This window comes from Pseudomonas sp. Eqa60 (assembly GCF_018326405.1).
GTDB lineage: Bacteria > Pseudomonadota > Gammaproteobacteria > Pseudomonadales > Pseudomonadaceae > Aquipseudomonas > Aquipseudomonas protegens.
In genome coordinates, this window is sequence record NZ_AP024342.1 from 2,113,199 (window position 1) to 2,137,953 (window position 24,755).

Consider the following 24,755-nt stretch of genomic DNA (forward strand, 5'->3'; position numbering starts at 1 on the left):
GTGTTTTATGCAGACCATTGCTTTTGCGGTGCCTTTACCCGGTGACAAGAAAGAGCGTTTCCTGAAGTTTGCCCAGTTGATCCGCAATGAACGCAATGCCGATTTTCGCCAGTTTCTGGAGCGCCTCGATACGGTTGAGGAGAACTGGTTCCTGCAGCCTTTTGGCGAGATGGAGCTTTTTATCTGTTATTTGGCGGCGCCAGATTTGAATGCGGCATTCGCAAAGTTGGCGAGCTCCCAGCATCCCTTTGACAAGTGGATAAAGCAGGAAAACAAGGAAGTCTTTGGCATGGACTTCGAGTCCCCCAGTGATGACCCGATGCCTGAAGTACTGCTGCAGTGCAAAGTTGAACCCATTCATTCACAAAGTTGGTAATAAAGATGAGCCTAACCTTATTTCGTGAGAGCTATCTGACTGCGGTCCGTACTAAAGACTACAAGTCTTTGGCATCTTTGTACGCGGCAGATGCCATTCGCAAATCTCCCGGACAGCCTGACCGCATCGGCGTGATGCAGATCCTCGAGCACTACCAGGAGTGGCAGGGCACGTTCGCCGACATGCAACTGGCCGACCGCATCCTGTTTCTCAAGGACAATGTGCTCATCGCCGTGTGGGGCTGGAAGGGGCGGCACGTCCAGGCCTACATGGGCGTTGAGCCGAGCAACAAGGAGGTTGGCCTGATCGCCGCCAGCCTGTTCTGGTTCGACAGTGATTTCCGCGTGACCAAGGAGCACACCTACGAGGACCCCTACACCCTGCTGATCCAGCTCGGCGTGATCAACGATCAGGGGCGCAGCGTGCCGTCACTGACCGAGCCGTGCGAGATCTATGACTGCAAGACGCTGAAGCCGCGCTTCGAGAACCTGGCCAAGATGCGCCACTACAACGAGCTGCTGCTGAGCAAGCAGTTGGAGCCGTGGCTCGACTGCATGAGCGACGACATCGAATGGGATGACCAGATGGTCCCCGGGTTGGCCGTGGGCAAGGACCATTCGCGGGACGACTTCGTGATGCTGGCCGAAGCCTTCCCCGATGCCTCCATCAACATGACCAACATGTGGTCGGTAGGGGACTTCGTGATTCACCAGGGGATCTTCACCGCGACGCACAAGGGGCCTCTCAAAGGTATTCCGGCGTCCAACCGGGTGGTCAACGTGGACAACATGGATATTGCCTACTTTGACGGCAATGTGATCCGCAAGGGCTGGACCTTCGGCAATACCCTGGACATGGGGTCGCAAATGGGGATGGGTAAATGACTGCGCGCCGCATGAAGTTGATCGGCAACGAAAACAGCGCCTGCACCCGCAGTGTGCTGATGGTTCTGAAGGAAAAGAACACGCCGGTGGAGTTTGTCAGCATCGACCTGGGGACCGGTGCGCACAAGTCGGACGAGCACTTGAGTCTTAACCCGTTCGGCAAGGTTCCGGTGCTGATCCACGGTGACCTGACCCTTTATGAGTCGCAGGCTATCAACCGTTATCTGGAGGCGATCCTACCCGGTATTTCGTTGATTCCGCAGGGCCGGCAAGACATTGCGCGGATGGACCAGTGGCTCAGCGTGGACTCCAGCTATTTCACGCCCCAGGCCTATGCCCTGGTCTGGCAGAAGCTGTTCCTGCCCATGTACGGCGGGCAGACTGACCAGGCAGTGGTCAAGGAGGCCGAGGAGAAGCTGAACGCCATCTACGCCGCCATGGATCACGCCATTGGCGAGGAGGGGCGATTCCTGGTGGGGGACTCGCTGTCCCTGGCCGACCTGGCGTTTGTCCAGTACACCGATTACATCCTCAAGGCGCAGAGCGAAAGCATCGTATTCAACTATGAGAACGTTCGTCGCTGGTGGTATGGCCTGACTCAGCGCGAGTCTTACAAAGACCCGCTCTCGGTCATTCTCTGAATCATGCATGGCGTGCCACGGCACGCCATGCCCACCCTCGGTAGCAGATAGCAACGCGGAGATTGTGCGATGAGCACTTCAGCCAGAAGTCGTCGTTCGGTAGTACTGTGGATGTATGAAAACGACAACGGCCATATTCCCAAGCAAATGCTTCGTGAGTTGCTTGAGGAAAAAGGCTTTGTGGTTTTTTCCGATTTCGACATGCGCCAATGCCATGTCATTTCCGGGAAGGTCTATACCGCCTGTGGGCGCTGCCTCAGTGAGTTCGATGCCCTGTTTCATATGAACGCCGATGAGCAGTCGCCGTATCAGGCCGATATTCTTCGGGCGTTGCAAGACAGCGGCGTAGTAGTGGTGAACGAGTGTGTTTCATTCTTCAACTGTCGCGACAAGTTCAAGGCCAACCAGCTGTTGCGCATGCATGGAGTGAACGTACCCGACTCCGCACTGCTGGGTAGCCAGATTGATGATGCGGTCATTCACCAACTCTTTGCGCGCTGGGGCAGCCTGGTCTACAAGCCCCGCTCGGGCCATGGGGCCGTGGGCGTGATGCGCTTTGTGGAGGCTGAACAGTTCATCGACTTCATCCAGGCGACGGCGCACTTTCTCGGTGATTACTACGTTGAGCAATACATCGAGTTTGGCGATTACGATTGTCGGGTCGAGATCTTCAACGGCGAGTTGATGGGCGGCTACAGCCGCAAGAAGAAACACAGCTTCAAGACCAACATTTCCGCGGGCGGTGAAATGACGCCGCGCATCCTGGGGGGCGAAGTTGAAGTTGCGCTCAAGGCCGCCCAGGTGTTGGGAATCAATGGGACGATCGTCGACATGGTGCAGTCGACCGCCGACCGCAAGTTCTATGTCCTTGAGGTCAATCCCTTGCTGGGCATCTTCGTCGAATCGGCCATGCGTGCCGGCACCAAGATGCCCGATACCGAGCCGGACCAGCGTTACTCCTATGACCGACTGAAGCTGGACTCGATTGCCAGCTACCTCGATGCGCTGCCTGCGCGCCAGTCACTGACGCCGACGCCATGAAGCCTGGGCACTGCGCGTAGGCGCTGTGCAGGTACCTATTCAGGGAATTGAATGATGCAGCCCGTTATTCTCATCAGCGCCGCACGCCAGCGGCTGGCTATCAATCACTCCGCTGCCTTGGCGATGAATGTTCTCAATTGCAGTTTCACCGAGCTGCTGATCAGCCTGGGCTGTGTTCCGCTGGTGGTGGTGCCGGGGATGCCCGTTGAGGCGTTGGAGCGCCTGTTCGCCATGGCCGATGGACTGTTGCTGGGCTCCGGTCAGGACCTTTGTCCGAGCCATTACGGCGAGGATTGCGAGGTCAGCTATTCGGCGCAGGTATCAGGGGTTGGCGAGCCTTACAAGCGGCCGCTGATGCTCAGTCCCGACAAGGATCGTGACCTACTGGAGTTGGCCTTGTACCGGCAGGCCAGGTCACGACAGCTACCGATTCTCGGCGTTTGCCGAGGCCTGCAATTGATCAACGTTGCCGAAGGCGGCTCGCTGTATCAGGAGATCCCCGATCGAGGGGTCGAGCACGGGATCGACCCCGATGGCTGGATCAACTATCACCCTGTGGACGTCGACCCGCAGAGCCGGCTCTATCGGATTATCGACAAGCGCAGTTTCAGCGTTTCGTCGGTGCACCACCAGGCGATCAAGCGCCTGGCGCCAGGCTTGAGAGCCTGCGCGAGGGCTGCCGATGGGGTGATCGAGGCGGTCGAGCTGGCCAGTCACGAGCATTTCGTCCTGGGGCTGCAGGGGCATATAGAAAAGACCCTGCTCAATCATCCCGAGCACCTGCAGATATGGAAAACATTCGCCAGTGAGGCTGCCACAAGGAGTCGGCAACATGTCAATTGAACACTTCCAGGTGCCCCTTTATCAGCCTTTGATGAAGCGCCTCGATTTATTCTTCAAGGCGGGCGACCCCGCCGGTATTCCGCTGCTGGACAAGAAGGCAATCATTTCCGGGTTTCCTGGAAACTTCATGACCCAGGCGATGCGTGTCGGCATCGAGGGCGGCGATGTGGAGTTCGCCAATACCTCCGGGAGCAGCTCCCAGATTCTCCAGATCATTCGCTACAAGGGCTGGTGGGGACGTGAGTTCACGCGCGCCTATCAGCGGGTGGCGGACATGGTTGGTTATTCGATGGAGCATGACAGGAAAGCAGTACTGACGACGGCGGCCTGTTCCGCGGTGTCGTGCTTTCTTGACGACCCGGACTACCAGCAGCGCATCCACAATGGGGTGCTGAGCCTCAATACGCATCCGGACCCTACGCGCTGGACGCTCACCGATATCCAGCGCATTGATGCGGAACTGCGGATGTTTGCGCCAAAGCTTCTGGAGATAGATCCGACCTATCTCGCGATCTTCCTGAGCAAGCGTGCGCAGTACCGGATTACTGAGCCTCTGTACATCCCTGACTACATCGCAGCTTCCTACGAGTACATGACCGCCAATGTTCGCCGGCTCATCGAGAGCGCCTATGGTTTGCCGGTTCTGAGCATGTATGGCTCGACGGAGCTGGGCGTACTGTTCATGCAGAACCGCAGTGGCACTTTCGTCCGTTGTGGCCACGACACATTGGTCGAACTCAAACCGTACCTGGCCCGGCGCAATCTGTTCGAGTTGATTGTCACGTCCTGGAAAAACCCGCTGATGCCTTTGTTGCGCTATGCCACCGGGGATCTTGTCGAAGTGCCGGAAGGTGAGTGGTCGAATAGGGTCTTCGGCGCCGTGGATGACATTCCTTTGCTGAAGCTGCATGGCCGTATCAGGGACTGCCTGGTGACCGATGATGGGGAGCTCAAGACCCTCGCCGATCTTGATGAGCTGTTCGCCGTTTCCGCGCCTTGGGTCCGGCAGTATCAACTGCAGGTGACCGAGCACAAGGTCACGCTGTTTTACGTTTCCGATGTCCCGGAATACGACGCCGACCTGCCGGCCGTTGAGCGGTGCCTGCGTGGCTGGTTTGGCCGCATGCGTACTGTTGAATCAATGGCCGTTCCAAGCATTGCGCCACAAGCCTCGGGAAAGTTCGCGATTATCAAATAGCGGGTCCGTGAAGAGTCGTCCCTCAATAAAAAAAGAGAGAATGTTATGCAAGCCTTGGATGTGAAATGCATGGTGTTGCCGAATGCGCGCAGTGACTTTCCGTTCTTTCGGGATAATCAGCGGATCTACCTGGACAGTTCATCCACCTCGTTGAAACCCGCGTCGGTGATCAGCGCCATCACTGATTTTTACCTGCATGCCGGTAGCAATGTCGGGCGCTCCAATCATCAGTATGCTCAGTTGTCCACCCAACTGTTTGAGTCGTCGCGCAACAAGCTGGCCTGCTTTCTGGGGTGCAGCGCCGATGAAGTGGTCTTTACCGCCAATTGCACGGACTCGATCAATCTGCTCGCCCATGGGCTGGCGTTGGGCAATGGCGACCATGTCGTGGTTTCGCCCCTGGAGCACCATTCCAATCTCCTGCCCTGGTTGTCCAGGTGTCGAGTCACGGTTGCCCGTCTGGATCAGAACGGTTGTATCGACCTGGATCATCTGGATTCGTTGCTCGCCGCCGATCCGGCCCGTCTGGTCGCGGTCTGCCACGCATCGAATGTCACCGGCAACGTGCAACCCGTCAGGCAGATCTGTCAGATCGCCCGGGCACGGGGGGCGTTGAGCCTGCTGGACGCGGCGCAGACCGTTGGCCATATCCCGGTCAATGTCGGGCAGATCGGTTGTGATTTTCTCGCCCTTTCCGGGCACAAGATGTTCGGCCCCTCGGGGGTTGGCGTGCTGTACATGCGGCGTGATCTGCAGGCGTCGATGCAGAGCTATCGCTATGGTGGCGGCATGGTCAACAAAGTGGGGCAGGGTGATGTCAGTTATCAATCCGGCCCCGGTCGGTTCGAGGCCGGCACGCCGAACATTGAAGGGGCCATCGGGCTGGGGGCGGCGGTCGACTATATAAACAGCTTGGGCGGGCAGTGGGTTCAAGACCACGATGAGGATCTGGAGCGCTATTTCCTGTCGCAGATTCAATCGGTGCGCAATATTGAAATCGCCTTCCCCATCGGGCCGCAGCACCTGCCGATTTTTCCTCTGGTTGCCGTCGGCAAGGTGGATATCGGATTTGTCTCGCGGATTCTTTCCGATCGTTACGACATTGCACTGAGTTCCGGCTACCAGTGCAACCAGCCGCTCTACCGCAACAGTGGAATTAATGGCGCCTTGCGGGTCTCGATGCATCTTTACAACAGTCGCAAAGATATCGACACGTTAGTGATGGCACTCACTGATCTCCAGGATCTGCTGGCTTAGTAGGAGGAAATCAATATGGCCGCTGAATTGCTGGAAGTATTGGGCGCAAGAGCCATCACCAAGGAAGATTGTATTGCCTATTTTCATCGGCATATCAAACGCCGGACTTCGGCATTGATCGGACTTGAATACGAGTTGATCCTGATTGATAAGGCGACTTCCCTGAGTGTGCCGTTTTTTGGCTTGCGCAGCCTGTCGAGCATCTTCAAGGGCTTGCTGGGATACGGCTACTCGCCCGTTTATGACGATGGCTTGATCATCGGTTTGAGGCGCGGCGGCACGGTCATCAGCCTGGAGCCTGGTGGCCAGGTGGAGTTCTCTTCATCGGCGTTGCGTCTGGTGTCCGATGTTGTGATCGAACTCGAAGTGTTTCTGCGGGAACTGGATCGGGTCTGCCAGGGCCTGGCCATTTCGTTGCTGCCCATCGGTTATCGGCCCTACGGGGGCGTGGCGTCGGTGGCGACGGTGCCGCGTACTCGCTACTTGCACATGATGCCTATCCTGGAAAAGGTCTCGGGGGCCTCGGCCGGGCAGAAGATGACGGCCTCGATGCAGATTTCCGTCGACTACTTCTCCGAGCAGCATGCGGGCAAGTTGTTGCAGTTGGGGGTTGCCTGTCAGCCTTACATCGTCGCCTTGTTCGCCAACTCTCCGTACTTTTCGGCGGTCACCAGCCGCTATAAGAGTCATCGGATGCATGCCTGGACCCAATTCGATCAACAACGCTCCGGGATTCCCGAGTTCATGTTGCGCGCACACTTCAGCGCCCATGCCTTTGAGCACTATGTTGACTGGGCCCTGGAGAAACCACTGCTGTTCATTCAGCGTGAAGGGCAGTTGATCCACATGAACGACCTGAGTTTTCGCGACTACATGCGCCTGGGGGCTGCCTCGGGCGCTGCCACGCTTCAGGATTGGATCATGCATCTGGGTACCCTCTACCCTGAGGCCCGGCTGAAGAACATTGTCGAGTTTCGCTCGGCCGATACCTGTGCACCTCACTTCGCCGCTTCACTCGCGGCCTTCTGGAAGGGCCTGGCCTATAGCGAAGAGGCGCTTGATGCCGCGTTGGACATGCTCGGCGCGCAGGCGCCTTCCGAGTTGAATCGCAAGTATGCCCAGGCGGCGGAGTTCGGCATGGCCGGGGTCGATGGGGCGGGAAACTCGCTGGCCGAAGGGATTGGACGCCTGGTCGGGCTGGCCGCCCAGGGGTTGCAGTATCAGGGAGCATCCAAGCTTGAGAGCGGTTATCTGCAAGCGCTGAACGAGATGATCGCAACTGGGCAATCTGCGGCAGATCTAATGCTCAACAAGGGTGTACCTATATGCTTGGGCGCAAACCCGAAAACAGCTTATTCGAACATTAAATGCGTCTCCTAAAGCAATCTGCCGCGCGTTGCGAATGGTAGTCGACTGTAATATATTCCGCCCTCGTAAATGAGTGCGTGCGGCATTTTTCAGGAGTTGTTCATGAAGACGGAAAGTATCAGGAAGATAGAAGATAAATGGCTCGCTCGCTGGGAAAATGAAAAGCATTACTCCGTTGAACTAGATACTTCTCTGCCTAAATATTATTGCCTTGACATGTTTCCTTATCCTTCGGGTGCCGGTCTGCATGTTGGGCATCCGCGCGGATATATTGCGACTGACGTATATAGTCGTTTTAAACGAATGGCCGGTTTCAATGTTTTGCATCCCATGGGTTTCGACTCTTTCGGATTACCCGCGGAACAGTATGCAATCGAAACCGGACAGCACCCAAGAGTAACCACTGACAAGAACATTGCCACGTTCAAGTCGCAGTTGAGAAAACTGGGTTTCTGTTATGACCCGGACCGCGAGATCAAGACTTCCGATGCTCAGTACTATCACTGGACGCAGTGGATATTCTCCCAACTGTTCGACAGTTGGTTCTGCCTCGATACCCACCAGGCCCAGCCTGTCGATACCCTGATCCAGCGTTTTGAACAATCCGGCAATGCCGGGGTGAATGCCTGGTCTGATTCGCGGACCACAACCATCAGCGCGCAACAGTGGGCCGCTTTCTCGCCTTTGCAGCAGTCGGAGTTCCTGATGAACTACCGATTGGCGTATCGCGCCGACTCTTATGTGAACTGGTGCCCGGCCCTGGGCACGGTGCTGGCCAACGACGAAATCAAGGACGGTTTTTCCGAGCGGGGTGGCCACCCGGTTCAGAAAAAGATGATGAAGCAGTGGATGCTGCGGATTTCCGCCTATGCCGACCGCCTGCTGGAGGGGCTCGATAGCCTGGATTGGCCGGAAGCCTTGAAGGACATGCAGCGCAACTGGATCGGCAAATCCCAGGGCGCGGAAATTGATTTCCAGGTGCGTGATTCGCAGACCGCGATCAAGGTCTTTACCACCCGCCCCGATACGCTGTATGGCGCGACGTTCCTGGTGCTGGCGCCTGAGCATGATGCCGTCGAGGCAATCACCTCAGCGCCTCTCAAGCTTGCAGTGGCCAATTACCGCGAAGAAGCGGCCTTGCGCTCCGAGCGCGAACGGATGGCCAAGGCCGAGCGGATCACCGGCCAGTTCACCGGCGCCTACGCCGTCCACCCCTTGACCGGCGAAAACCTGCCGATCTGGATTGCCGACTACGTCCTGGCCGATTACGGCACGGGCGCCATCATGGCGGTACCTTCCGGAGACCAACGGGATTTCAACTTTGCCCAGGCCTTCGATCTGCCCGTGGTGCATATCTATGAGGGGGCAGAGCAGGCCGCCAAGCCGTTCCTGATCAATGAAGGCCGCCTGATCAACTCTCAGGAAGCCACGGGCATGCTGCGTGCCGAGGCCACCGAGTGGATTCTGCAGCGCCTGGTGGCGACCGGAACCGCCAAGCGCACCTTCAATTACCGCATCCGCGATGCGATTTTTGGCCGCCAGCGCTATTGGGGCGAGCCGATCCCGGTGTACTACGACGAGCAGGGCATTGCTCGCGTGGTTCCCGAGCAGGACCTGCCGGTGACCCTGCCCGATATCGAGGCCTTCCTGCCGACCAGCGAGGGTGAGCCCCCCTTGGAGCGAGCCAGTAGCTGGCGCTACCGCGGCTTTAAGTATGAAACCACCACCATGCCCGGTTGGGCCGGGTCGAGCTGGTACTTCCTCAGGTACATGGATCCGACCAACAGCCATGAGCCCGTGTCGAAGGAGGCGCTGGCCTACTGGCAGGCCGTGGATCTGTATGTCGGCGGATCCGAGCATGCCACCGGCCACCTGCTGTACTCGCGCTTCTGGACGCATTTCCTCAAGGATCGCGGCTTGCTGAGTTTTTCCGAACCCTTCAAGCGGGTCCTGTGCCAAGGCATGATCCTCGGCGTCTCGGCGATCATCTATCGGGACAAGGCGACCCATGAATTCGTCTCTGCCGATCTCAAGGACGGGCGGGACGTGCAGCCGCTGTATGTCGATATCAGCATGGTGAATGACAAGAACCAGGTGGATATCGACGCTCTTCGCACATGGCGCCAAACCTACACCGAAGGCACGTTCGTCTGCTCCAAAGGCGTGTTCCTGTGTGATCGCCTGTCGGAAAAGATGTCCAAGTCCAAGTACAACGTGGTCAACCCCGATGACCTGATCGAGGTCTACGGGGCCGATACCTTCCGCCTGCATGAAATGTTCCTCGGGCCGATCGACCAGACCGCCATCTGGTCGACGCAATCCATCGATGGCCCGCACAAGTTCCTGCAGAAGGTCTGGCGCCTGTTTTTGGACGAGCAGGGCGCGGTGATCGTGGATGACCTTGAGCCCGGCGACGAGGAACTCAAGGCGGTGCACACGGCGATTGCCAAGGTGGGGCGTGCCACCGAGGATATGTCCTACAACACTGCGATTGCCGCTCTGATGATCTGCGTGAACCAGCTCAGCGTGTTGCAGTGCCATAAGCGCGGCGTGCTGGAGCTGTTGCTCAAGCTGTTGCACCCCTATGCGCCGTTCATTACTGAAGAGCTATGGTCCGAGGCGCTGGGGCACTCGCGGTCGATCCTTGATTGCGGCTATCCCGTCGCCGACGAAAGTGTGCTGTATGAGGCGCAGTTTGAATGCCCGGTCTCCATCAATGGCAAGTTGCGTACTCGCATCATGCTGCAGCGGGGGATGACGGAAGAGGCGGTGAAGGCCCAGGTGCTGGAGGATGCAACGGTACAACGCTGGCTGTCTGGCGGGCGCTTGCTGAAGTTCATCTTTGTTCCTGATCGAATCATCAACATCGTATGCGCCGCGAACCCTGATTGATCCTGCGCACCGGTTGCACGGTGGTCGGGCCGGGGCGTAGAGCCCCGGCCCGGTTTTTTTATGCGGGTGAGGATCAGGCGCCGAAGCCACCGTCGATGGTCAGGCTGGCGCCGGTGATATAGCCCGCTTCGGCACTGGCCAGGTAGGCGACGAAACCGGCGACTTCCTCGGCATGGCCATAGCGACGGATAGCCATCAGGTCCATCAGGCTCGCGGCGAAGTCACTGTCCGCCGGGTTCATGTCGGTATCCACCGGGCCGGGCTGGACGTTGTTGATGGTGATGCCCCGCGGGCCAAGGTCCCGGGCCAGGCCCTTGGTCAGGCCCACCAGCGCGGCCTTGCTCATGGCGTAGGGGCCGCCACCGGCGAAGGGCATGCGGTCGGCGTTGGTGCTGCCGATGTTGATGATGCGGCCACCTTCGCCCATGTGTCGTGCGGCTTCCTGGGTGGCGATGAATACGCTGCGCACATTGATGGCCAGGGTCCAATCGAAGTCCTCCAGCTTGAACTCGTCCAATGGCGCAATGGCCAGCACCCCGGCGTTGTTGACCAGGATATCGAGTCGGCCAAAGGCCTTGACGCTGTCGTTCACTGCGCGGCGGATGGCCTCGGCGTCTGCGCTGTCGGCGTGGATCGCCAGGGCCTTGCCACCCTTGGCGATGATGCTGTCCTGCAGGGCCTGGGCCTTGCTCGCCGAACTGACGTAGGTAAAGGCGACGCTGGCGCCTTCTGCCGCCAAGCGCTCGACAATGGCTGCGCCGATGCCGCGGGAACCGCCTTGGATCAAGGCTACTTTGCCGCTGAGGTCATATGTGCTCATGTGCTTCTCCAGAGATTCAAGGCCGGGTGCCTTTGTGCTTGGAGCGAGTATCTGCCGCGGATTAGCCTCTGTGTAGCCGGTAATCCCTATACTCTGTGTAAACCAAAAGTTTAGAGTGGCCTCTATGGAAGCCTTTAGCAGTATCGAATGTTTTGTCCGCAGCGCTGAAGTCGGCAGCTTTGCCGAGGCGGCGCGGCGGCTCGGCCTGACCCCGGCGGCGGTGGGCAAGAGCGTGGCCAAGCTGGAAACCCGGGTTGGTGTGCGCCTGTTCCAGCGCAGCACCCGACGTCTGACCCTGACCGAAGCCGGCCGCCTGTTTCTCGCGGAAGTCGCCGACAGCCTGCAGACCATCCAGAACGCGGTCAGCACCCTGGCCGATGCCCAGGGGCGCCCGGCGGGGACGCTCAAGGTCAGCATGGGCACGGTGTTTGGCGGGCTGTACATAGTGCCGATGCTCGGCGCCTTTTTGCGCCGCTACCCGGATATTCATCCCGACTGGCATTTCGACAACCGCCAGGTGGACCTGATCGGCCAAGGTTTCGATGCGGCCATTGGCGGCGGTTTCGAATTGCCCCAGGGAGTGGTCGCCCGGCGGCTGTCGCCGGCTCACCGGGTGCTGGTGGCAAGCGCCGATTACCTGCGGGGGCGGGCACCGATCAACGGGCCCGAAGACCTGCGGCATTGCCGGGGGATTCTTATCCGCTCCCCCCAGACCGGGCGCATCCGCACCTGGCAGATGACCGGTCGGGGAGGGCTGATGTGCCCGCTGGAGCTCAAGGCCAGCATGACCATGAGCGATTCCGAGGCCGCCTGCATCGCCGCGGCCCAAGGGCTGGGCCTGGCCTTGGTGAGCATGCCGTTTGCCGTCAATTACCTGCGTTCCGGGGCCTTGCAACGGGTGTTGCCGGACTGGTACGTGGACGATGGCTTTACCTCGATCTACTACGCCGAGCACAAGATGCTCCCGGGCAAGACGCGGGCCTTCGTCGACTTCGTCATTGAGCAGTTCGCCGAGCAAGGCCTGGCTCAGGCCTTCAGCGCCTTGTAGGAGCCGGCCTGGCGACGACTCTATGTACCGCCGGCCTCAGCGCCCCGCCCGCAAGGGCCAGCCCTGCACTCGCTTGGGCCGGGGCGTGGCATAGGTGCGTACCTTGGAGGTGGATAGCCCCAGACGCACCAGGGACTCGGCAATGGTCACTGCTGCCGTTACTCCGTCCACCACCGGCACCCCGGTGCGCAAGCGAATCTGTTCATCCAGGCCGGCCATGCCCCCGCAGCCCAGGCAGATGACTTCGGCCTTGTCCTCGGTCACTGCCCGTTCGGCCTGGCGCACGATGGCTTCCACGGCGCGCAGCGGGTCTTCCTCCAGCTCCAGTACCGCCAGGCCGCTGGCCCGCACCGAGGCGCAGCGGTCATAAAGGCCGGAGAGCTTGAGCCGGTCTTCGATCAGCGGCACGGTGCGGTCCAGGGTGGTGACCACCGAGTAGGCGTGGCCAAGGAACATGGCAGTGCTGGCGGCGGCGTCGGTGATGTCCACCACTGGCACGTTCAGCAGTTCCTGCAAGCCTTCGCGGCCGTGCTCGCCGTAGCCGGCCTGGATCACCGCGTCATAGGGCTGGTCGTAGGCCAGCACCCGGTCCATTACGGCGATGGCCGCCAGGTAGCTTTCGAAGTTGCCTTCCACCGATTCGGCACCGAAGTAGGGAGTCAGGCCGATGATCTCGGTACCCGGCGCTGCCACGCTTTGTGCCTGGTGGGCGATGGCCTGGGTGATGGAGTCGGTGGTGTTGACGTTGACCACGAGAATTCGCATGAGGGTTCCTTGCAGGTTGGGCAGTTCAGGCCCGGCGCGCCGGGCCGGGCAGGTTCAATGGCTGACGTTGTCCACGGCGATGCTTTCGCCGCTGACGTCCGCGTAGCCAGGTTGGCGCTTGGCGATGATCAGGTAGAGCATCCCGGCGATGCCGGCGCCGATCAGCCAGGAGAATGGCGAGACGCTGGCAAAACCCGGCACCAGGGCCAGCACGATGGCGATCAGCGCCGCGGGAATAAAGGCCGCCACTGCCCGCAGGTTGACCCCGTGGCTGTAGAAATAGGCGCCTTGCGGGTCTTCGCTATAGAGCTGCGGCACGTTGACCTGGGCTTTGCGCAGGATCCAGTAGTCCACCATGATCACCCCGTACAGCGGGCCGAGCAGGGCGCCCAGGCCGGAGAGGAAATACACGATCACCAGCGGGCTGTTGTACAGGTTCCACGGCAGGATCAGCACCGCCAGCGCCGCGCTGATCAGCCCGGCGCGGCGGAAGGTCAGGTACTTGGGCGCCAGGTTGCTGAGGACGAAGGCCGGGGCGACGAAGTTGGCCATGATATTCACCGCCACGGTCACGATCAGAAAGGCCAGGCAGCCCAGGACCAGGAACAGTGTGTTGGGGATCGAGGCGATGATCTCCGTGGGGCTTTCGATGACCCGGCCATTGATCTGGAACTGCGCGCCGCACAGCAGCACGGTGATGGTGGCGAACACCAGGATGTTCACCGGCAGGCCCCAGAAGTTGCCGACCTTGATGGTCTTGCGGCACGGCGAGGAGCGGGCAAAGTCGCAGAAGTTGAGGATCAGGGTGCCGTAGATTGCCAGCCACAGGGCGCCGCCGGCGAAGATCTGCCGCCACATTTCGCTGCCGGTCAGAGGTTCGCGGATCGACCAGGCGATCTGCCCGTCGGCCTGGGTGTACATCCAGGCGGCCAGGCAGGCCACGGTCAGCAGGATGATCGGCCCGGCGAAGGCTTCGTAGCGCCGGATCATTTCCATGCCATAGGCGAGGATCGCCAGTTGCACCAGCCAGATCACCAGGAAGCAGGCCCAGCCCAGGGTCGAGAGGCCGAGGATCGAGTTGTGGTCGTAATCGGCGAAGCCCGGATGGATGGCCGTGAGCAGCACGCGAAACACCACCGAGGCCAGGTAGGTCTGGATGCCGAACCAGGCGATGGCGATCACCGCCCGGATGAGTGCCGGAATCTGCGCGCCATGGATGCCGAAGCTGATGCGGCTGATCACCGGGAACGGCACCCCGGTCTTCTGCCCCATGTAGCCGGACAGGTTCATGAAGAAATACACCAGCGCCGCGCCTATCCCCAGGGACAGCAGGATCTGCCAGCCGCCCAGGCCCAGGGCGTAGAGGCCGATGGCGAAGGAGTAGTTGGCGATGTTGTGCACATCGTTGGTCCACAAGGCGAAGATGCTGTAGCCACCCCAGCGCCGGCCTTCGACCTTGGTCGGTGCCAGGTCGCGGTTGTGCAGGCGTGGGCTGAGCGCGATGGGGGCCGCATCGGCGACAGGTTGTTGGACGTTGTGCGAATGCAGCGAGGAGGGCAGATCCAGTGCGATGTTGTTGGAAGGGCTGGTACGCATTCCGGCATGCTCCTGACTCCGGCCCTGGATGACTGTGCTTGAGCGAGGGGGCTCGACAATCTTCGTCACAGGGGAGGAATCACTGGGTTCGGGGCATCTGCAGCTTGAGTCGTGGGTCAGGCGTGCGGACGGTTAGTGTATGTATGTTTTGGTTTTTTTGTATACAAAACATAAATCCACTAAAGCCACTTCTGTGCCAATTTCACGACTATGAAATTGGCTGCTGATTTCGTTTTGTTATGGGTTATTCCTAACCTTCTGAAAAGACGAGATTAAAAATTGACCGTTTGAACAGGTATTTATTTTTCGCCAGGCACGGCTTGGCGCCCAATGGATATCGGCGCAGGAAAGGCTTGTAACCTTTTGGGGCGGGGAATCTTTGAAGTGCACACAAAAATGGCACCGACGGTGACATTCTTGTGTACAGGTTTTGCTGCGGGTTGGCTTTCAGTGCGGACGTCCTTCAGGCGCGCCCGCAGGGAAGGGGGTCAGGCTTTGCTGATGATGTTGCCGGCGTGCAAGCCGCATTCTTTCTGGGTGGCTTCCTCCCACCACCAGCGGCCTTCGCGCTCGTGCTGGTTGGGCAGTACCGGGCGGGTGCAGGGCTCGCAGCCGATGCTGATGAAGCCGCGTTCATGCAGGCTGTTGTAGGGCAGTTCGAGCATGCGGATGTAACCCCAGATCTCCTCGCTGCTCATTTGTGCCAGTGGGTTGAACTTGTACAGGGTGCGCTCCGGCGTGGAGAAGGCTGTGTCGACTTCCAGCACCGCCACCTGGCTGCGGGTACCCGGGCTCTGATCACGGCGCTGGCCGGTGGCCCAGGCGCTGACGGTGGACAGCTTGCGCCGCAGCGGTTCGATCTTGCGGATACCGCAGCACTCGCCATGGCCGTCCTTATAGAAGCTGAACAGGCCCTTTTCCTTGACGAAGGGTTCGAGCTTGCTGTGGTCCGGCGAGATCAGCTCGATCTGGATCTTGTAGTGTTCACGCACCTGATCGATGAAACGGTAGGTTTCCGGGTGCAGGCGGCCGGTATCCAGGCTGAACACCTTGACGTTCTTGTTCAGCTTCCAGGCCATGTCCACCAGCACCACGTCCTCGGCGCCGCTGAAGGAAATCCACAGGTCATCGCCGAACTGGGCAAAGGCCAGTTTGAGAATGTCCTGGGCGGATTTGTTGGCATAGGTCGCGGCGAGTTCAGCGACGTCGAACGATGGGGTCATCAGGGCGGTTTCCTACAGGTCGGTGGCGCTGTGCGCTCTATAGGGGGGCGATCTTAACAAAATCCACACCGCCCTGGCGCGCTCCTCTGCGTTGCGCCTGTGCAGGCGAATCGCTAGAGTTCGGCAGTCCTTTTGCTCGCTCAATTTAAATAATCAGAACCAATGGGAGTGTCTTGTGGAAATTGCCTGTCTCGATCTGGAAGGTGTACTGGTCCCGGAAATCTGGATCGCCTTTGCCGAAAAAACCGGGATTGAATCCCTCAAGGCAACCACCCGGGATATTCCCGACTACGACGTGCTGATGAAACAGCGCCTGCGGATTCTCGACGAACACGGCCTGAAGCTTTCGGACATCCAGGAAGTGATCGCCACCCTCAAGCCACTGGACGGCGCGGTGGAATTCGTCAACTGGCTGCGCGAGCGCTTCCAGGTGGTGATCCTTTCCGACACCTTCTATGAATTTTCCCAGCCCTTGATGCGCCAGCTGGGCTTTCCGACCCTGCTTTGCCACCGCCTGATCACCGATGACGGCGGCCGGGTGAGCGGCTATCAGTTGCGCCAGAAAGACCCCAAGCGCCAGTCGGTGCTGGCCTTCAAGAGCCTGTACTACCGGGTGATTGCGGCGGGGGATTCCTATAACGACACGACGATGCTCGGTGAGGCGGATGCCGGCATCCTGTTCCACGCCCCGGACAACGTGATCCGCGAGTTCCCGCAGTTCCCGGCGGTGCACAGCTTTGCTGAGCTGAAGCAGGAGTTCATCAAGGCTTCCAACCGCACCTTGAGCCTGTAAACCGGTTCGCCGGCGAAGAGACCCTTGGATTTTTCACAAATCCTGCCGACGCCTTCGCTGGCAAGCCAGCTCCTACGGGGGGAGAACGGCGCGCGCTTGTAGGAGCCGGCTTGCCGGCGAAGAGGCCCTAAAGCCCCTGCAGCGTTTCCAGCAACACCCGCACCTTGGTGATGGATTCCTGGTATTCCTCCTGCCAGTCGGAATCCGCGACTATTCCGCCGCCGCCCCAGCAACAGATCTGCCCATCCTTGGCCAGCAGGCTGCGGATGGCGATCGAACTGTCCATTTCTCCGCGCACGTCCAGGTACAGCAGCGAACCGCAGTACAGCGCACGCCGCGTGGGTTCCAGTTCGTCGATGATCTGCATCGAGCGGATCTTCGGCGCGCCGGTGATCGAGCCGCCGGGAAAGCTGCCGGCGATCAGGTCCAGGGCGTCCTTGCCGTCCGCCAGCTCGCCAGTGACGCTGCTCACCAGGTGGTGCACGTTGGGGTAGCTTTCCAGGCTGAACAGCTCCGGTACCCGTACCGAGCCTATGCGGCAGGTGCGCCCCAGGTCGTTGCGCAGCAGGTCGACGATCATCAGGTTTTCCGCCCGGTCCTTGGGGCTGGACAGTAGCTCGGCGGCGTTGGCCGCGTCTTCGGCAGCGTCCCGGCCTCGCGGTCGGGTGCCCTTGATCGGCCGGGTTTCCACTCGGCGCTGGCTGACGTGGACAAAGCGCTCCGGCGACAGGCTCAGCACCGCACCGCCTTGCGGCAGCCGCTGGAAACCCGAGAACGGGGTCGGGCAGGCGGCGCGCAGGGCGCAATAGGCCGCCCAGGGATCCCCCTGGTACTGGCCGCGAAAGCGTTGGGCGAAGTTCACCTGATAGCAGTCGCCGGCCTGGATGTAGTGCTGGATGCGCTGGAACGCCTGGCGGTAGTCCTCGGCGCTCAGATCAGCCAGCATGGCGCCGGTCAGCTTGAATGCCGGCTGCGACACGGGCAGCGGCTGGCTGAACAGTTGAATCAGGCGCTGGCGCTCGGTGTCATCCAGGCTGGGGTGGAACACCAGCTGGCTGGTGCCTGCCTGGTGGTCGTTGATCAGCGCCCAGGCATACAGGCCAAAGCGTGCGTCGGGCAGTTGCAGGTCATCCCGGGCCTGGCTTGGCAGGCGCTCCAGATGGCGGCCGAAGTCATAGCTGAGGTAGCCGATCAGGCCGCCGGCGAAGGGCAGTTCATAAGGAGCGGGTAGTTGCGCCGGGCCCAGTTGCCCCAGGTTGTCCCGCAGGCGCTGGAGAAAGCCCCTGCCGCTTTCTGCGGCGGCCACGGTCAACTGCGCCAGGGGCCAGGCGCTGAGCAGGTCATAGCGCCCGCGCTCGGCGCTGGGCCGGCCGCTGTCCAGCAGCACGGCGCCGGGGGCGTGCTCGATTGCCGCGAAATACTCGGCGGGGTTGGTGCGGTAGGGGAGCGGGTGTACGGAACAGGTCAACATGCGGGGCAAATCAGCCATCGGAGCGCGGTTGGCGATTGTATGCCTCTGCAGGAGTTGCTCCTAGAGGGGATGTCGGTGTTTGCCCGGTTCGTGGCGTATTCACCGACCTGTAGCTGCTGCCGCAGGCTGCGAAAAGGTCCGCAGGACCTTCCGTTCGCACCCTGCGGCAGGCGCTATCAGCCTTCCACGGCAGGGATATGGCCAAACAGTTCCTGGGCGAAGCGTACCCGCTCCTCGACGCTTTCCTCGATGCCCTGGGCCTTGAGCTCCTCAAGGTGGGCTTCGATGGCGTGGGTGCGCTGGGTCAGGCCGCAGTCGTTGGCGATCTGGATGTTCAGCCCCGGCCGCGCGTTGAGTTCGAGAATCAGCGGGCCCTTGTCCTGGTCCAGCACCATGTCCACGCCGATGTAGCCCAGGCCGCAAAGCTCATAGCAGCCGGCTGCCAGCTTCATGAAGCCGTCCCAATAGGGCAGTTGCACGCCGTCCACCGCGTTGGTGGTGTCCGGGTGCTTGGTGATGATGTTGTTCAGCCAGGTGCCGCGCAGGGTCAGGCCGGTGGCCAGGTCGACGCCGACGCCGATGGCGCCCTGGTGCAGGTTGGCCTTGCCCCCGGACTGGCGGGTCGGCAAGCGCAGCATGGCCATCACCGGGTAGCCCATGAGCACGATGATGCGGATGTCCGGCACGCCTTCGTAGCTGATGCTCTTGAAGATCTGGTCCGGGGTCACCCGGTATTCGATCAGCGCCCGGTCGCGGTGGCCGCCCAGGGAATACAGGCCGGTGAGGATGCTGGAAATATGGTGCTCGATTTCCTCGTGGCTGATGATCTTGCCCGACACCGTGCGATAACGGCCCTCGAAGCGGTCGGCGATCACAATGATGCCGTCGCCGCCGGCGCCTTGCGCCGGCTTGATCACGAAGTCGTTACGTTCACCGATGATCGCGTCGAGCTTGTCGATTTCCTTCTCGGTGGAGATCACCCCGTACAGTTCCGGCACATGGATGCCGGCCTTGATCGCCCGTTCTTTGGTGATGATCTTGTCATCGACGATGGGGTACAGGCTGCGCTTGTTGTACTTGAGCACGTAGTCGGCGTTACGCCGGTTGATGCCCATGATTCCCCGCGCTTCCAGGGCTTTCCAGGTCTTCCACAGGCCGAACATCAGGAGTCGGCCTTGACGAAGGCTTTGAAACGTACCAGCTCCGTCAGGCGGTAGCCGCGGTAGCGACCCATCGCCAGCATGAAGCCCACCAGGATCAGCAGCATCGCCGGGAAGGTGAAGACGAAGTACGTAAGCTCCGGCACGCTCATGATCAGGTGCGCCAGGGAGGCGGCGAACAGGGTGCCGATGGCGACTTTCATCGCATGGCCGCCGCCGCGCTCTTCCCAGGTAATGGACAGGCGTTCGATGGTCATGGTCAGGATCACCATCGGGAACAGTGCCACCGATAGGCCGCGTTCCAGGCCCAGCTTGTGGCTGAACAGGCTGATGGCGGCGATCAGCACCACGACGAAGGTCAGTACCACCGAGAGTCGCGGCAGCATCTGCAACTTCAAGTGTTCGAGGTAGGAGCGCAAGGACAGCCCGAGCGCGGTGATCACCGTGAACAGCACGATGCCAAAGCCCAACTGGGTCTCGCGGAAGGCCAGGGCGATCAGCACCGGGGTGAAGGTGCCGAGGGTCTGCAGGCCGATCAGGTTGCGCAGCACCAGGATCACCAGCACGCCGATGGGGATCATCACCATGATCATGAAGGTCTGCTGGGTCTGCAGCGGCAGGCCGTACAGCGAGTATTCGAGGAAGTTGGCGTCGGTGTTCTCGTCGGTCAGCTTGGCCAGGCGAATGGCGTTCATTTCGCTGTTGTTGAGGCTGAAGGTGACGTTGGCTTTCTTGCCGCCATCGACGGTGATCAGGTTGTCGTCGCCGGTCCACCACAGCAGGCGGTCGCTGGGCATGCCCTGCTCACCGGTTTCCGGGTTGAAGTACAGCCAGTCGGTGCCGTTGAAGCTGCGCAGCCAGAGCTCCGGGGTCTGCGGCTGGTCGGCCACCAGGCGGATGGTGTGGACCTTTTCCACCGGCACGTGGGCGATGGACAGCAGCAGCTCGACTATCTTCGCCTTGTTGGTGCTGGACGGATCGCCGGCCAGCAGCAGCTTTGCGTTGTCGTCATTGGCGTTGTTGACCCGCTTGATGGCTTCGCTGATGAAGGTCTCGACGTCCGCCGAATGCTGGCGGATCGGCGCCAGCAGGGCGTCGGCGGCGATCTTTTCCGGGCCTTCCACGGCCATGCTGTCACGGAAGGTCGGGCCCTTGACCTTGGCTTTCTCGGCGCTGTAGCGCTTGGTCAGCACCAGGCGGTAGTACAGGGTCTGGTTGCCCTTGGCCCGGCGCGCCGACCAGGTGACCTTGCGGTTGCCGTCGACGCGGTTCACCGCCACCCCGTAGTTGTTGGAAATGAAGCTCTCGTTGAGGCTCACGTAATCGCGGCTCAGGGGCGGCACGAACATCTGGATCTTGATCGGGTCCTTGCCGTTGGCGACGAACTCGACCTTGGCATCGATGTTCCACAGATCGTCGGTAGCGTCTTCGGTCACCGGAATGCCGAGCACGAAGATCTGATAGGCCGTGATCGAAATGCCCAGCACCACCAGGATGGCGATCAGGACTTTCAGATGAAGGGTAAGAGAGCGCATTGGAATTACTCTGCGGTATGAGCGTCGGTGGCGCAGGCGGGTTTGCCAGCAGCGTATTTAAGACTGGGGTCGACCAGCGCATCGAAGCGTTTCAGGGCTTCGGAGCCGATCAGGAGCGGGTATTGGAATGCGCTGCGGTCGGTCAAGTTCACTTCGATGCTGCGCAAGGCGCTGCCCATGCAGACATCCAGGGCGATGACCGGCCGTGCGGTGTAGTTCTTGTCCTCATCGGGGTCGTAGTCGCCGGCACGGCGCTTGATCTTGCTGACCCGGGCCAGAGGCCGTTCGATGGGATGGGAATGGGCGGCGTCGATCGCCAGGTAGAAACGCACCCAGGACTCGCCATTGCGCTTGAAGCGCTTGATGTCGCGGGCACTCAGGGAAGCGGTCTTGGCCCCGGTGTCGAGCTTGGCCGCGACCTCCAGGTCGATGCCGGACAGCCGAGCGTATTCATTCAAGCCGTAGACAGTCTTGCCGGCGGCGGCGCTGATGCCGGGCAGGGCAAGCAGGTAGAGCAGTAGGGGAAGGGCCTTGAGTCTCATAGATCCTGATGGGCATGGGTTCTTCAGTTCAAGGCGACCGGCATTGCTGCGCAAGCTCCCTCGTATGCGTGCCATAAAAAGATGACAGGCCAATGCGGGCGGCATTCTAGCATGCTGGTTTTATGGCGCCAGCGCCGGGGGCGGGCCTTTTGTCTTGCCCTGGCGCTTAGGGTTATTAGACGATTGTCGACAATCTCTATTTTTCCTTTGACTGTTTTCGGTGTATTGGCTAATTTTTGCCTCATTGATTTTAAAGGTGTCGACAATATGCTGGATCAACTCGAACACCCGATGCAGGCACAGGACGATTCTGAAACCCTGTCCGAAAACGTCTTCCGGCGGATCCAGGCGGCCATCGTCAAGGGTGAGATTGCTCCGGGTAGCAAGATCTCCGAGCCGGAACTGGCCCGTACCTATGGCATCAGTCGTGGTCCGCTGCGCGAAGCCATCCACCGTCTAGAAGGCCAGCGCCTGTTGGTACGGGTGCCGCATGTCGGCGCCCGGGTGGTGTCCCTCAGCCACGCCGAGCTGATCGAACTCTACGAAATCCGCGAATCCTTGGAGGGCATGGCTTGTCGCCTGGCGGCCAAGCGCATGACCACCGAGGAAATCGATGAGCTGCGCCGGGTGCTCGATACCCACGAGCGCGATGCGGCGTTCCAGGCCGGGGTCGGTTACTACCAGCAGGAAGGGGATTTCGACTTCCACTACCGGATCATCCAGGGCGCCGGCAACCGCACCCTCACGCAGATGCTCTGTGGCGAGCTGTATCAACTGGTGCGCATGTACCGCATTCAGTTCTCCGCGACCCCCAATCGCCCGCACCAGGCCTTTGCCGAACACCACCGGATTCTCGATGCCATTGCCGATCGCGACGGCGAACTGGCCGAGTTGTTGATGCGCCGCCACATCGGCGCCTCGAAACGCAATATCGCGCGTCACTACCAGGACAGCGCCCATCAGACAGCCACTCCACGAGGTGAGTCATGAGTTCCAACAAGAGCACTCCAGGCCAGCGTTTCCGAGATGCGGTCGCCAGCGAACAGCCGTTGCAAGTGGTCGGCGCGATCAACGCCAACCATGCCCTGCTGGCCAAGCGCGCCGGTTTCAAGGCCATCTATCTGTCGGGCGGCGGGGTCGCTGCCGGCTCCCTCGGCGTGCCTGACCTGGGCATTACCGGTCTGGACGACGTTCTCACTGATGTGCGTCGTATTACCGACGTCTGCGACCTGCCGCTGCTGGTGGACGTGGACACCGGTTTCGGTTCGTCGGCCTTCAACGTGGCGCGCACCGTCAAGTCGATGATCAAGTTCGGCGCCGCGGCGATCCATATCGAAGACCAGGTCGGCGCCAAGCGCTGCGGTCACCGCCCTAACAAGGAGATCGTTTCCCAGCAGGAAATGGTCGACCGCATCAAGGCCGCGGTGGATGCCCGTACCGACGACAGCTTCGTGATCATGGCGCGCACCGACGCCCTGGCGGTGGAAGGCCTGGAGTCGGCCCTGGAACGCGCCGCGGCGTGCATCGAGGCCGGCGCTGACATGGTGTTCCCGGAAGCCATCACCGAGCTCGAGATGTACAAGATCTTCGCCGATCGGGTGAAAGCCCCGATCCTGGCCAACATCACCGAATTCGGCGCCACACCGCTGTACACCACCGAACAGTTGAAATCCGTGGATGTTTCCCTGGTGCTGTACCCGCTGTCGGCGTTCCGTGCCATGAACAAGGCCGCAGAAAACGTCTACACCGCGATCCGTCGCGACGGTACCCAGCAAAATGTGATCGACACCATGCAGACCCGCATGGAACTGTACGAGCGCATCGATTACCACAGCTTCGAGCAGAAGCTCGATGCGCTGTTCGCGCAGAAGAAAGGCTGAATCAATCCCTGTGGGAACGAGCTAGCTCGCGATGGCCGTCAGCGATAACGCGCAGCCCCTGATTCGCTGGGGCGCGCGGGCTCGGATCGCGAGCAAGCTCGCTCCTGCACTGTCGGGGGAGCCCCGACCCGTGAAGTTGCCAAGTCCCTAACAAATTCAAGATTGGAGAGAGCAATGGCCGAAGCAAAAGTATTGAGTGGTGCAGGTCTGCGCGGCCAGGTGGCCGGGCAAACCGCGCTGTCCACCGTGGGCCAGGCCGGTGCCGGGTTGACCTACCGCGGCTATGACGTGCGCGAACTGGCGGCCGATGCGCAGTTTGAGGAAGTCGCCTACCTGCTGTTGTACGGCGATCTGCCGACCCAGGAACAACTGGCCGCCTACAGCGCCAAGCTGAGCAAGCTGCGCGACCTGCCACAGGCGCTGAAGGAAGTGCTGGAGCGCATACCGGCCCAGGCCCATCCGATGGATGTGATGCGTACCGGTTGCTCGTTCCTGGGCAATATCGAGCCGGAGAAGGATTTCTCCCAGCAGCACGACGTCACCGACCGCCTGCTGGCGGCCTTCCCGGCGATCATGTGCTACTGGTACCGCTTCAGCCACGAAGGCGTGCGCATCAATTGCGTCAGCGACGAGCAGACCATCGGTGGCCACTTCCTGCACCTGCTGCATGGCAAGAAGCCCAGTGACTTGCACGTCAAGGTGATGAACGTCTCGCTGATCCTCTATGCCGAGCACGAATTCAATGCCTCCACCTTCACCGCCCGGGTCTGTGCCTCGACCCTGTCGGACCTCTATTCCTGTGTCACCGCGGCCATCGGTTCGCTGCGCGGCCCGCTGCACGGCGGCGCCAACGAAGCGGCCATGGAGCTGATCGAGCGCTTCCAGAGCCCCGAGGAGGCGACTGCCGAGTTGCTGCGGATGCTTGAGCGCAAGGACAAGATCATGGGCTTTGGCCATGCGATCTACAAAGACAGCGACCCGCGCAACGAGGTGATCAAGGGCTGGTCGCAGAAGCTGGCTGACGAAGTCGGTGACAAGGTGCTGTTCCCGGTGTCCGAAGCCATCGACAAGACCATGTGGGAGCAGAAGAAACTCTTCCCCAATGCCGATTTCTACCACGCCTCGGCGTACCACTTCATGGGCATCCCGACCAAGCTGTTCACACCGATCTTCGTCTGCTCGCGCCTGACCGGCTGGGCCGCCCACGTGTTCGAGCAGCGTGCCAACAACCGCATCATTCGTCCAAGCGCCGAGTACATCGGCGTTGAACAGCGCAAGTTCGTGCCAATCGAGCGCCGCTGACCGGGAGGGCGCCGGTACTGTTGATTGAATGCACCGCAGCACCTGCAGGAGCGAGCTTGCTCGCGATAGCGATGGACCAGCCGACAGCGATGTCGGACCTGATTCAGTCATCGCGAGCAA

The 24,755-nt window shown here is 60.5% G+C and carries 22 protein-coding genes; 14 read left to right on the forward strand and 8 right to left on the reverse strand.

Annotated elements, in window-relative coordinates; all coding sequences use genetic code 11:
- Positions 1-7 precede the first annotated feature (7 nt).
- The 9 genes from KI242_RS09630 (at position 8) to leuS (ending at position 10,500) form a co-directional block, all read left to right on the forward strand.
- A complete protein-coding gene (locus KI242_RS09630; protein WP_212806068.1) occupies positions 8-376 on the forward strand; it encodes a hypothetical protein in 369 nt (122 codons plus the stop codon).
- Positions 377-381: 5 nt separating this feature from the next.
- Positions 382-1,260 (forward strand): ester cyclase, encoded by an 879-nt coding sequence (locus tag KI242_RS09635; protein WP_072451610.1) that lies wholly within the window; start codon positions 382-384, stop codon positions 1,258-1,260.
- Positions 1,257-1,901, forward strand: a complete 645-nt coding sequence (locus KI242_RS09640; protein ID WP_212806069.1) for a glutathione S-transferase N-terminal domain-containing protein — start codon at positions 1,257-1,259, stop codon at positions 1,899-1,901. The genes KI242_RS09635 and KI242_RS09640 overlap by 4 nt, the downstream gene beginning before the upstream one ends.
- A 69-nt stretch (positions 1,902-1,970) precedes the next feature.
- A complete protein-coding gene (locus KI242_RS09645; RefSeq protein ID WP_052914305.1) occupies positions 1,971-2,942 on the forward strand; it encodes an ATP-grasp domain-containing protein in 972 nt (323 codons plus the stop codon).
- A gap of 51 nt (positions 2,943-2,993) precedes the next feature.
- Positions 2,994-3,785, forward strand: a complete 792-nt coding sequence (locus KI242_RS09650; protein ID WP_212806070.1) for a gamma-glutamyl-gamma-aminobutyrate hydrolase family protein — start codon at positions 2,994-2,996, stop codon at positions 3,783-3,785.
- Positions 3,775-4,983 (forward strand): hypothetical protein, encoded by a 1,209-nt coding sequence (locus KI242_RS09655; RefSeq protein ID WP_053150007.1) that lies wholly within the window; start codon positions 3,775-3,777, stop codon positions 4,981-4,983. The genes KI242_RS09650 and KI242_RS09655 overlap by 11 nt, the downstream gene beginning before the upstream one ends.
- Before the next feature lie 45 nt (positions 4,984-5,028).
- Positions 5,029-6,240 (forward strand): cysteine desulfurase, encoded by a 1,212-nt coding sequence (locus KI242_RS09660; protein WP_053150009.1) that lies wholly within the window; start codon positions 5,029-5,031, stop codon positions 6,238-6,240.
- Positions 6,241-6,255: 15 nt separating this feature from the next.
- Positions 6,256-7,620: a glutamate-cysteine ligase family protein gene (locus KI242_RS09665; protein ID WP_053150011.1), complete on the forward strand. Its 1,365-nt coding sequence runs from the start codon at positions 6,256-6,258 to the stop codon at positions 7,618-7,620.
- A 90-nt stretch (positions 7,621-7,710) separates the two neighbouring features.
- Entirely contained in the window at positions 7,711-10,500 is a 2,790-nt protein-coding gene (gene leuS / locus KI242_RS09670) for a leucine--tRNA ligase (RefSeq protein ID WP_212806071.1), read from the forward strand.
- A 73-nt stretch (positions 10,501-10,573) separates the two neighbouring features.
- Here leuS and KI242_RS09675 read toward each other — a convergent pair whose 3' ends face one another.
- Positions 10,574-11,320 (reverse strand): 3-oxoacyl-ACP reductase family protein, encoded by a 747-nt coding sequence (locus KI242_RS09675; RefSeq protein ID WP_212806072.1) that lies wholly within the window; start codon positions 11,318-11,320, stop codon positions 10,574-10,576.
- A gap of 124 nt (positions 11,321-11,444) precedes the next feature.
- On the opposite strand from KI242_RS09675, the gene KI242_RS09680 reads away from it, so the two are divergent.
- The gene (locus tag KI242_RS09680; protein ID WP_011060171.1) at positions 11,445-12,368 is read left to right on the forward strand and encodes a LysR family transcriptional regulator; all 924 of its coding nucleotides are present in this window, start codon (positions 11,445-11,447) and stop codon (positions 12,366-12,368) included.
- 36 nt (positions 12,369-12,404) lie between these two features.
- Here KI242_RS09680 and KI242_RS09685 read toward each other — a convergent pair whose 3' ends face one another.
- The 3 genes from KI242_RS09685 to KI242_RS09695 form a co-directional block, all read right to left on the reverse strand.
- Complete coding sequence (locus KI242_RS09685; RefSeq protein ID WP_212806073.1) at positions 12,405-13,133, reverse strand: aspartate/glutamate racemase family protein; 729 nt, start codon at positions 13,131-13,133, stop codon at positions 12,405-12,407.
- A 54-nt stretch (positions 13,134-13,187) separates the two neighbouring features.
- Positions 13,188-14,729: an NCS1 family nucleobase:cation symporter-1 gene (locus KI242_RS09690; protein ID WP_011060173.1), complete on the reverse strand. Its 1,542-nt coding sequence runs from the start codon at positions 14,727-14,729 to the stop codon at positions 13,188-13,190.
- A gap of 488 nt (positions 14,730-15,217) precedes the next feature.
- A complete protein-coding gene (locus KI242_RS09695; RefSeq protein WP_011060174.1) occupies positions 15,218-15,952 on the reverse strand; it encodes a phosphoadenylyl-sulfate reductase in 735 nt (244 codons plus the stop codon).
- Positions 15,953-16,127: 175 nt separating this feature from the next.
- Between KI242_RS09695 and thrH the strand changes: the two genes are divergently transcribed.
- Positions 16,128-16,745, forward strand: a complete 618-nt coding sequence (gene thrH, locus KI242_RS09700) for a bifunctional phosphoserine phosphatase/homoserine phosphotransferase ThrH (protein ID WP_212806074.1) — start codon at positions 16,128-16,130, stop codon at positions 16,743-16,745.
- 127 nt (positions 16,746-16,872) lie between these two features.
- On the opposite strand, the gene pabB is transcribed toward thrH, so the two are convergent.
- From pabB to KI242_RS09720, 4 genes are all read right to left on the reverse strand, one after another.
- Positions 16,873-18,216 (reverse strand): aminodeoxychorismate synthase component I, encoded by a 1,344-nt coding sequence (pabB, locus tag KI242_RS09705; RefSeq protein ID WP_053150022.1) that lies wholly within the window; start codon positions 18,214-18,216, stop codon positions 16,873-16,875.
- Positions 18,217-18,392: 176 nt separating this feature from the next.
- The gene (locus KI242_RS09710) at positions 18,393-19,379 is read right to left on the reverse strand and encodes an alpha-L-glutamate ligase-like protein (RefSeq protein ID WP_183000794.1); all 987 of its coding nucleotides are present in this window, start codon (positions 19,377-19,379) and stop codon (positions 18,393-18,395) included.
- Positions 19,379-20,911 carry an inactive transglutaminase family protein gene (locus KI242_RS09715; RefSeq protein WP_011060178.1) on the reverse strand — a complete coding sequence of 511 codons (1,533 nt, stop codon included), beginning with the start codon at positions 20,909-20,911 and terminating at the stop codon, positions 19,379-19,381. The genes KI242_RS09710 and KI242_RS09715 overlap by 1 nt, the downstream gene beginning before the upstream one ends.
- Positions 20,912-20,916: 5 nt before the next feature.
- On the reverse strand, positions 20,917-21,453 hold the full coding sequence (locus tag KI242_RS09720; RefSeq protein ID WP_152686055.1) for an ATP-dependent zinc protease: 537 nt from the start codon (positions 21,451-21,453) through the stop codon (positions 20,917-20,919).
- Positions 21,454-21,720: 267 nt separating this feature from the next.
- Here KI242_RS09720 and KI242_RS09725 point away from each other — a divergent pair, with 267 nt between their 5' ends.
- The 3 genes from KI242_RS09725 (at position 21,721) to prpC (ending at position 24,635) form a co-directional block, all read left to right on the forward strand.
- Entirely contained in the window at positions 21,721-22,443 is a 723-nt protein-coding gene (locus KI242_RS09725) for a GntR family transcriptional regulator (protein WP_123473754.1), read from the forward strand.
- Positions 22,440-23,333, forward strand: a complete 894-nt coding sequence (gene prpB, locus KI242_RS09730) for a methylisocitrate lyase (RefSeq protein WP_011060181.1) — start codon at positions 22,440-22,442, stop codon at positions 23,331-23,333. The genes KI242_RS09725 and prpB overlap by 4 nt, the downstream gene beginning before the upstream one ends.
- Before the next feature lie 174 nt (positions 23,334-23,507).
- On the forward strand, positions 23,508-24,635 hold the full coding sequence (gene prpC / locus KI242_RS09735; RefSeq protein ID WP_011060182.1) for a 2-methylcitrate synthase: 1,128 nt from the start codon (positions 23,508-23,510) through the stop codon (positions 24,633-24,635).
- Positions 24,636-24,755: the final 120 nt, after the last annotated feature.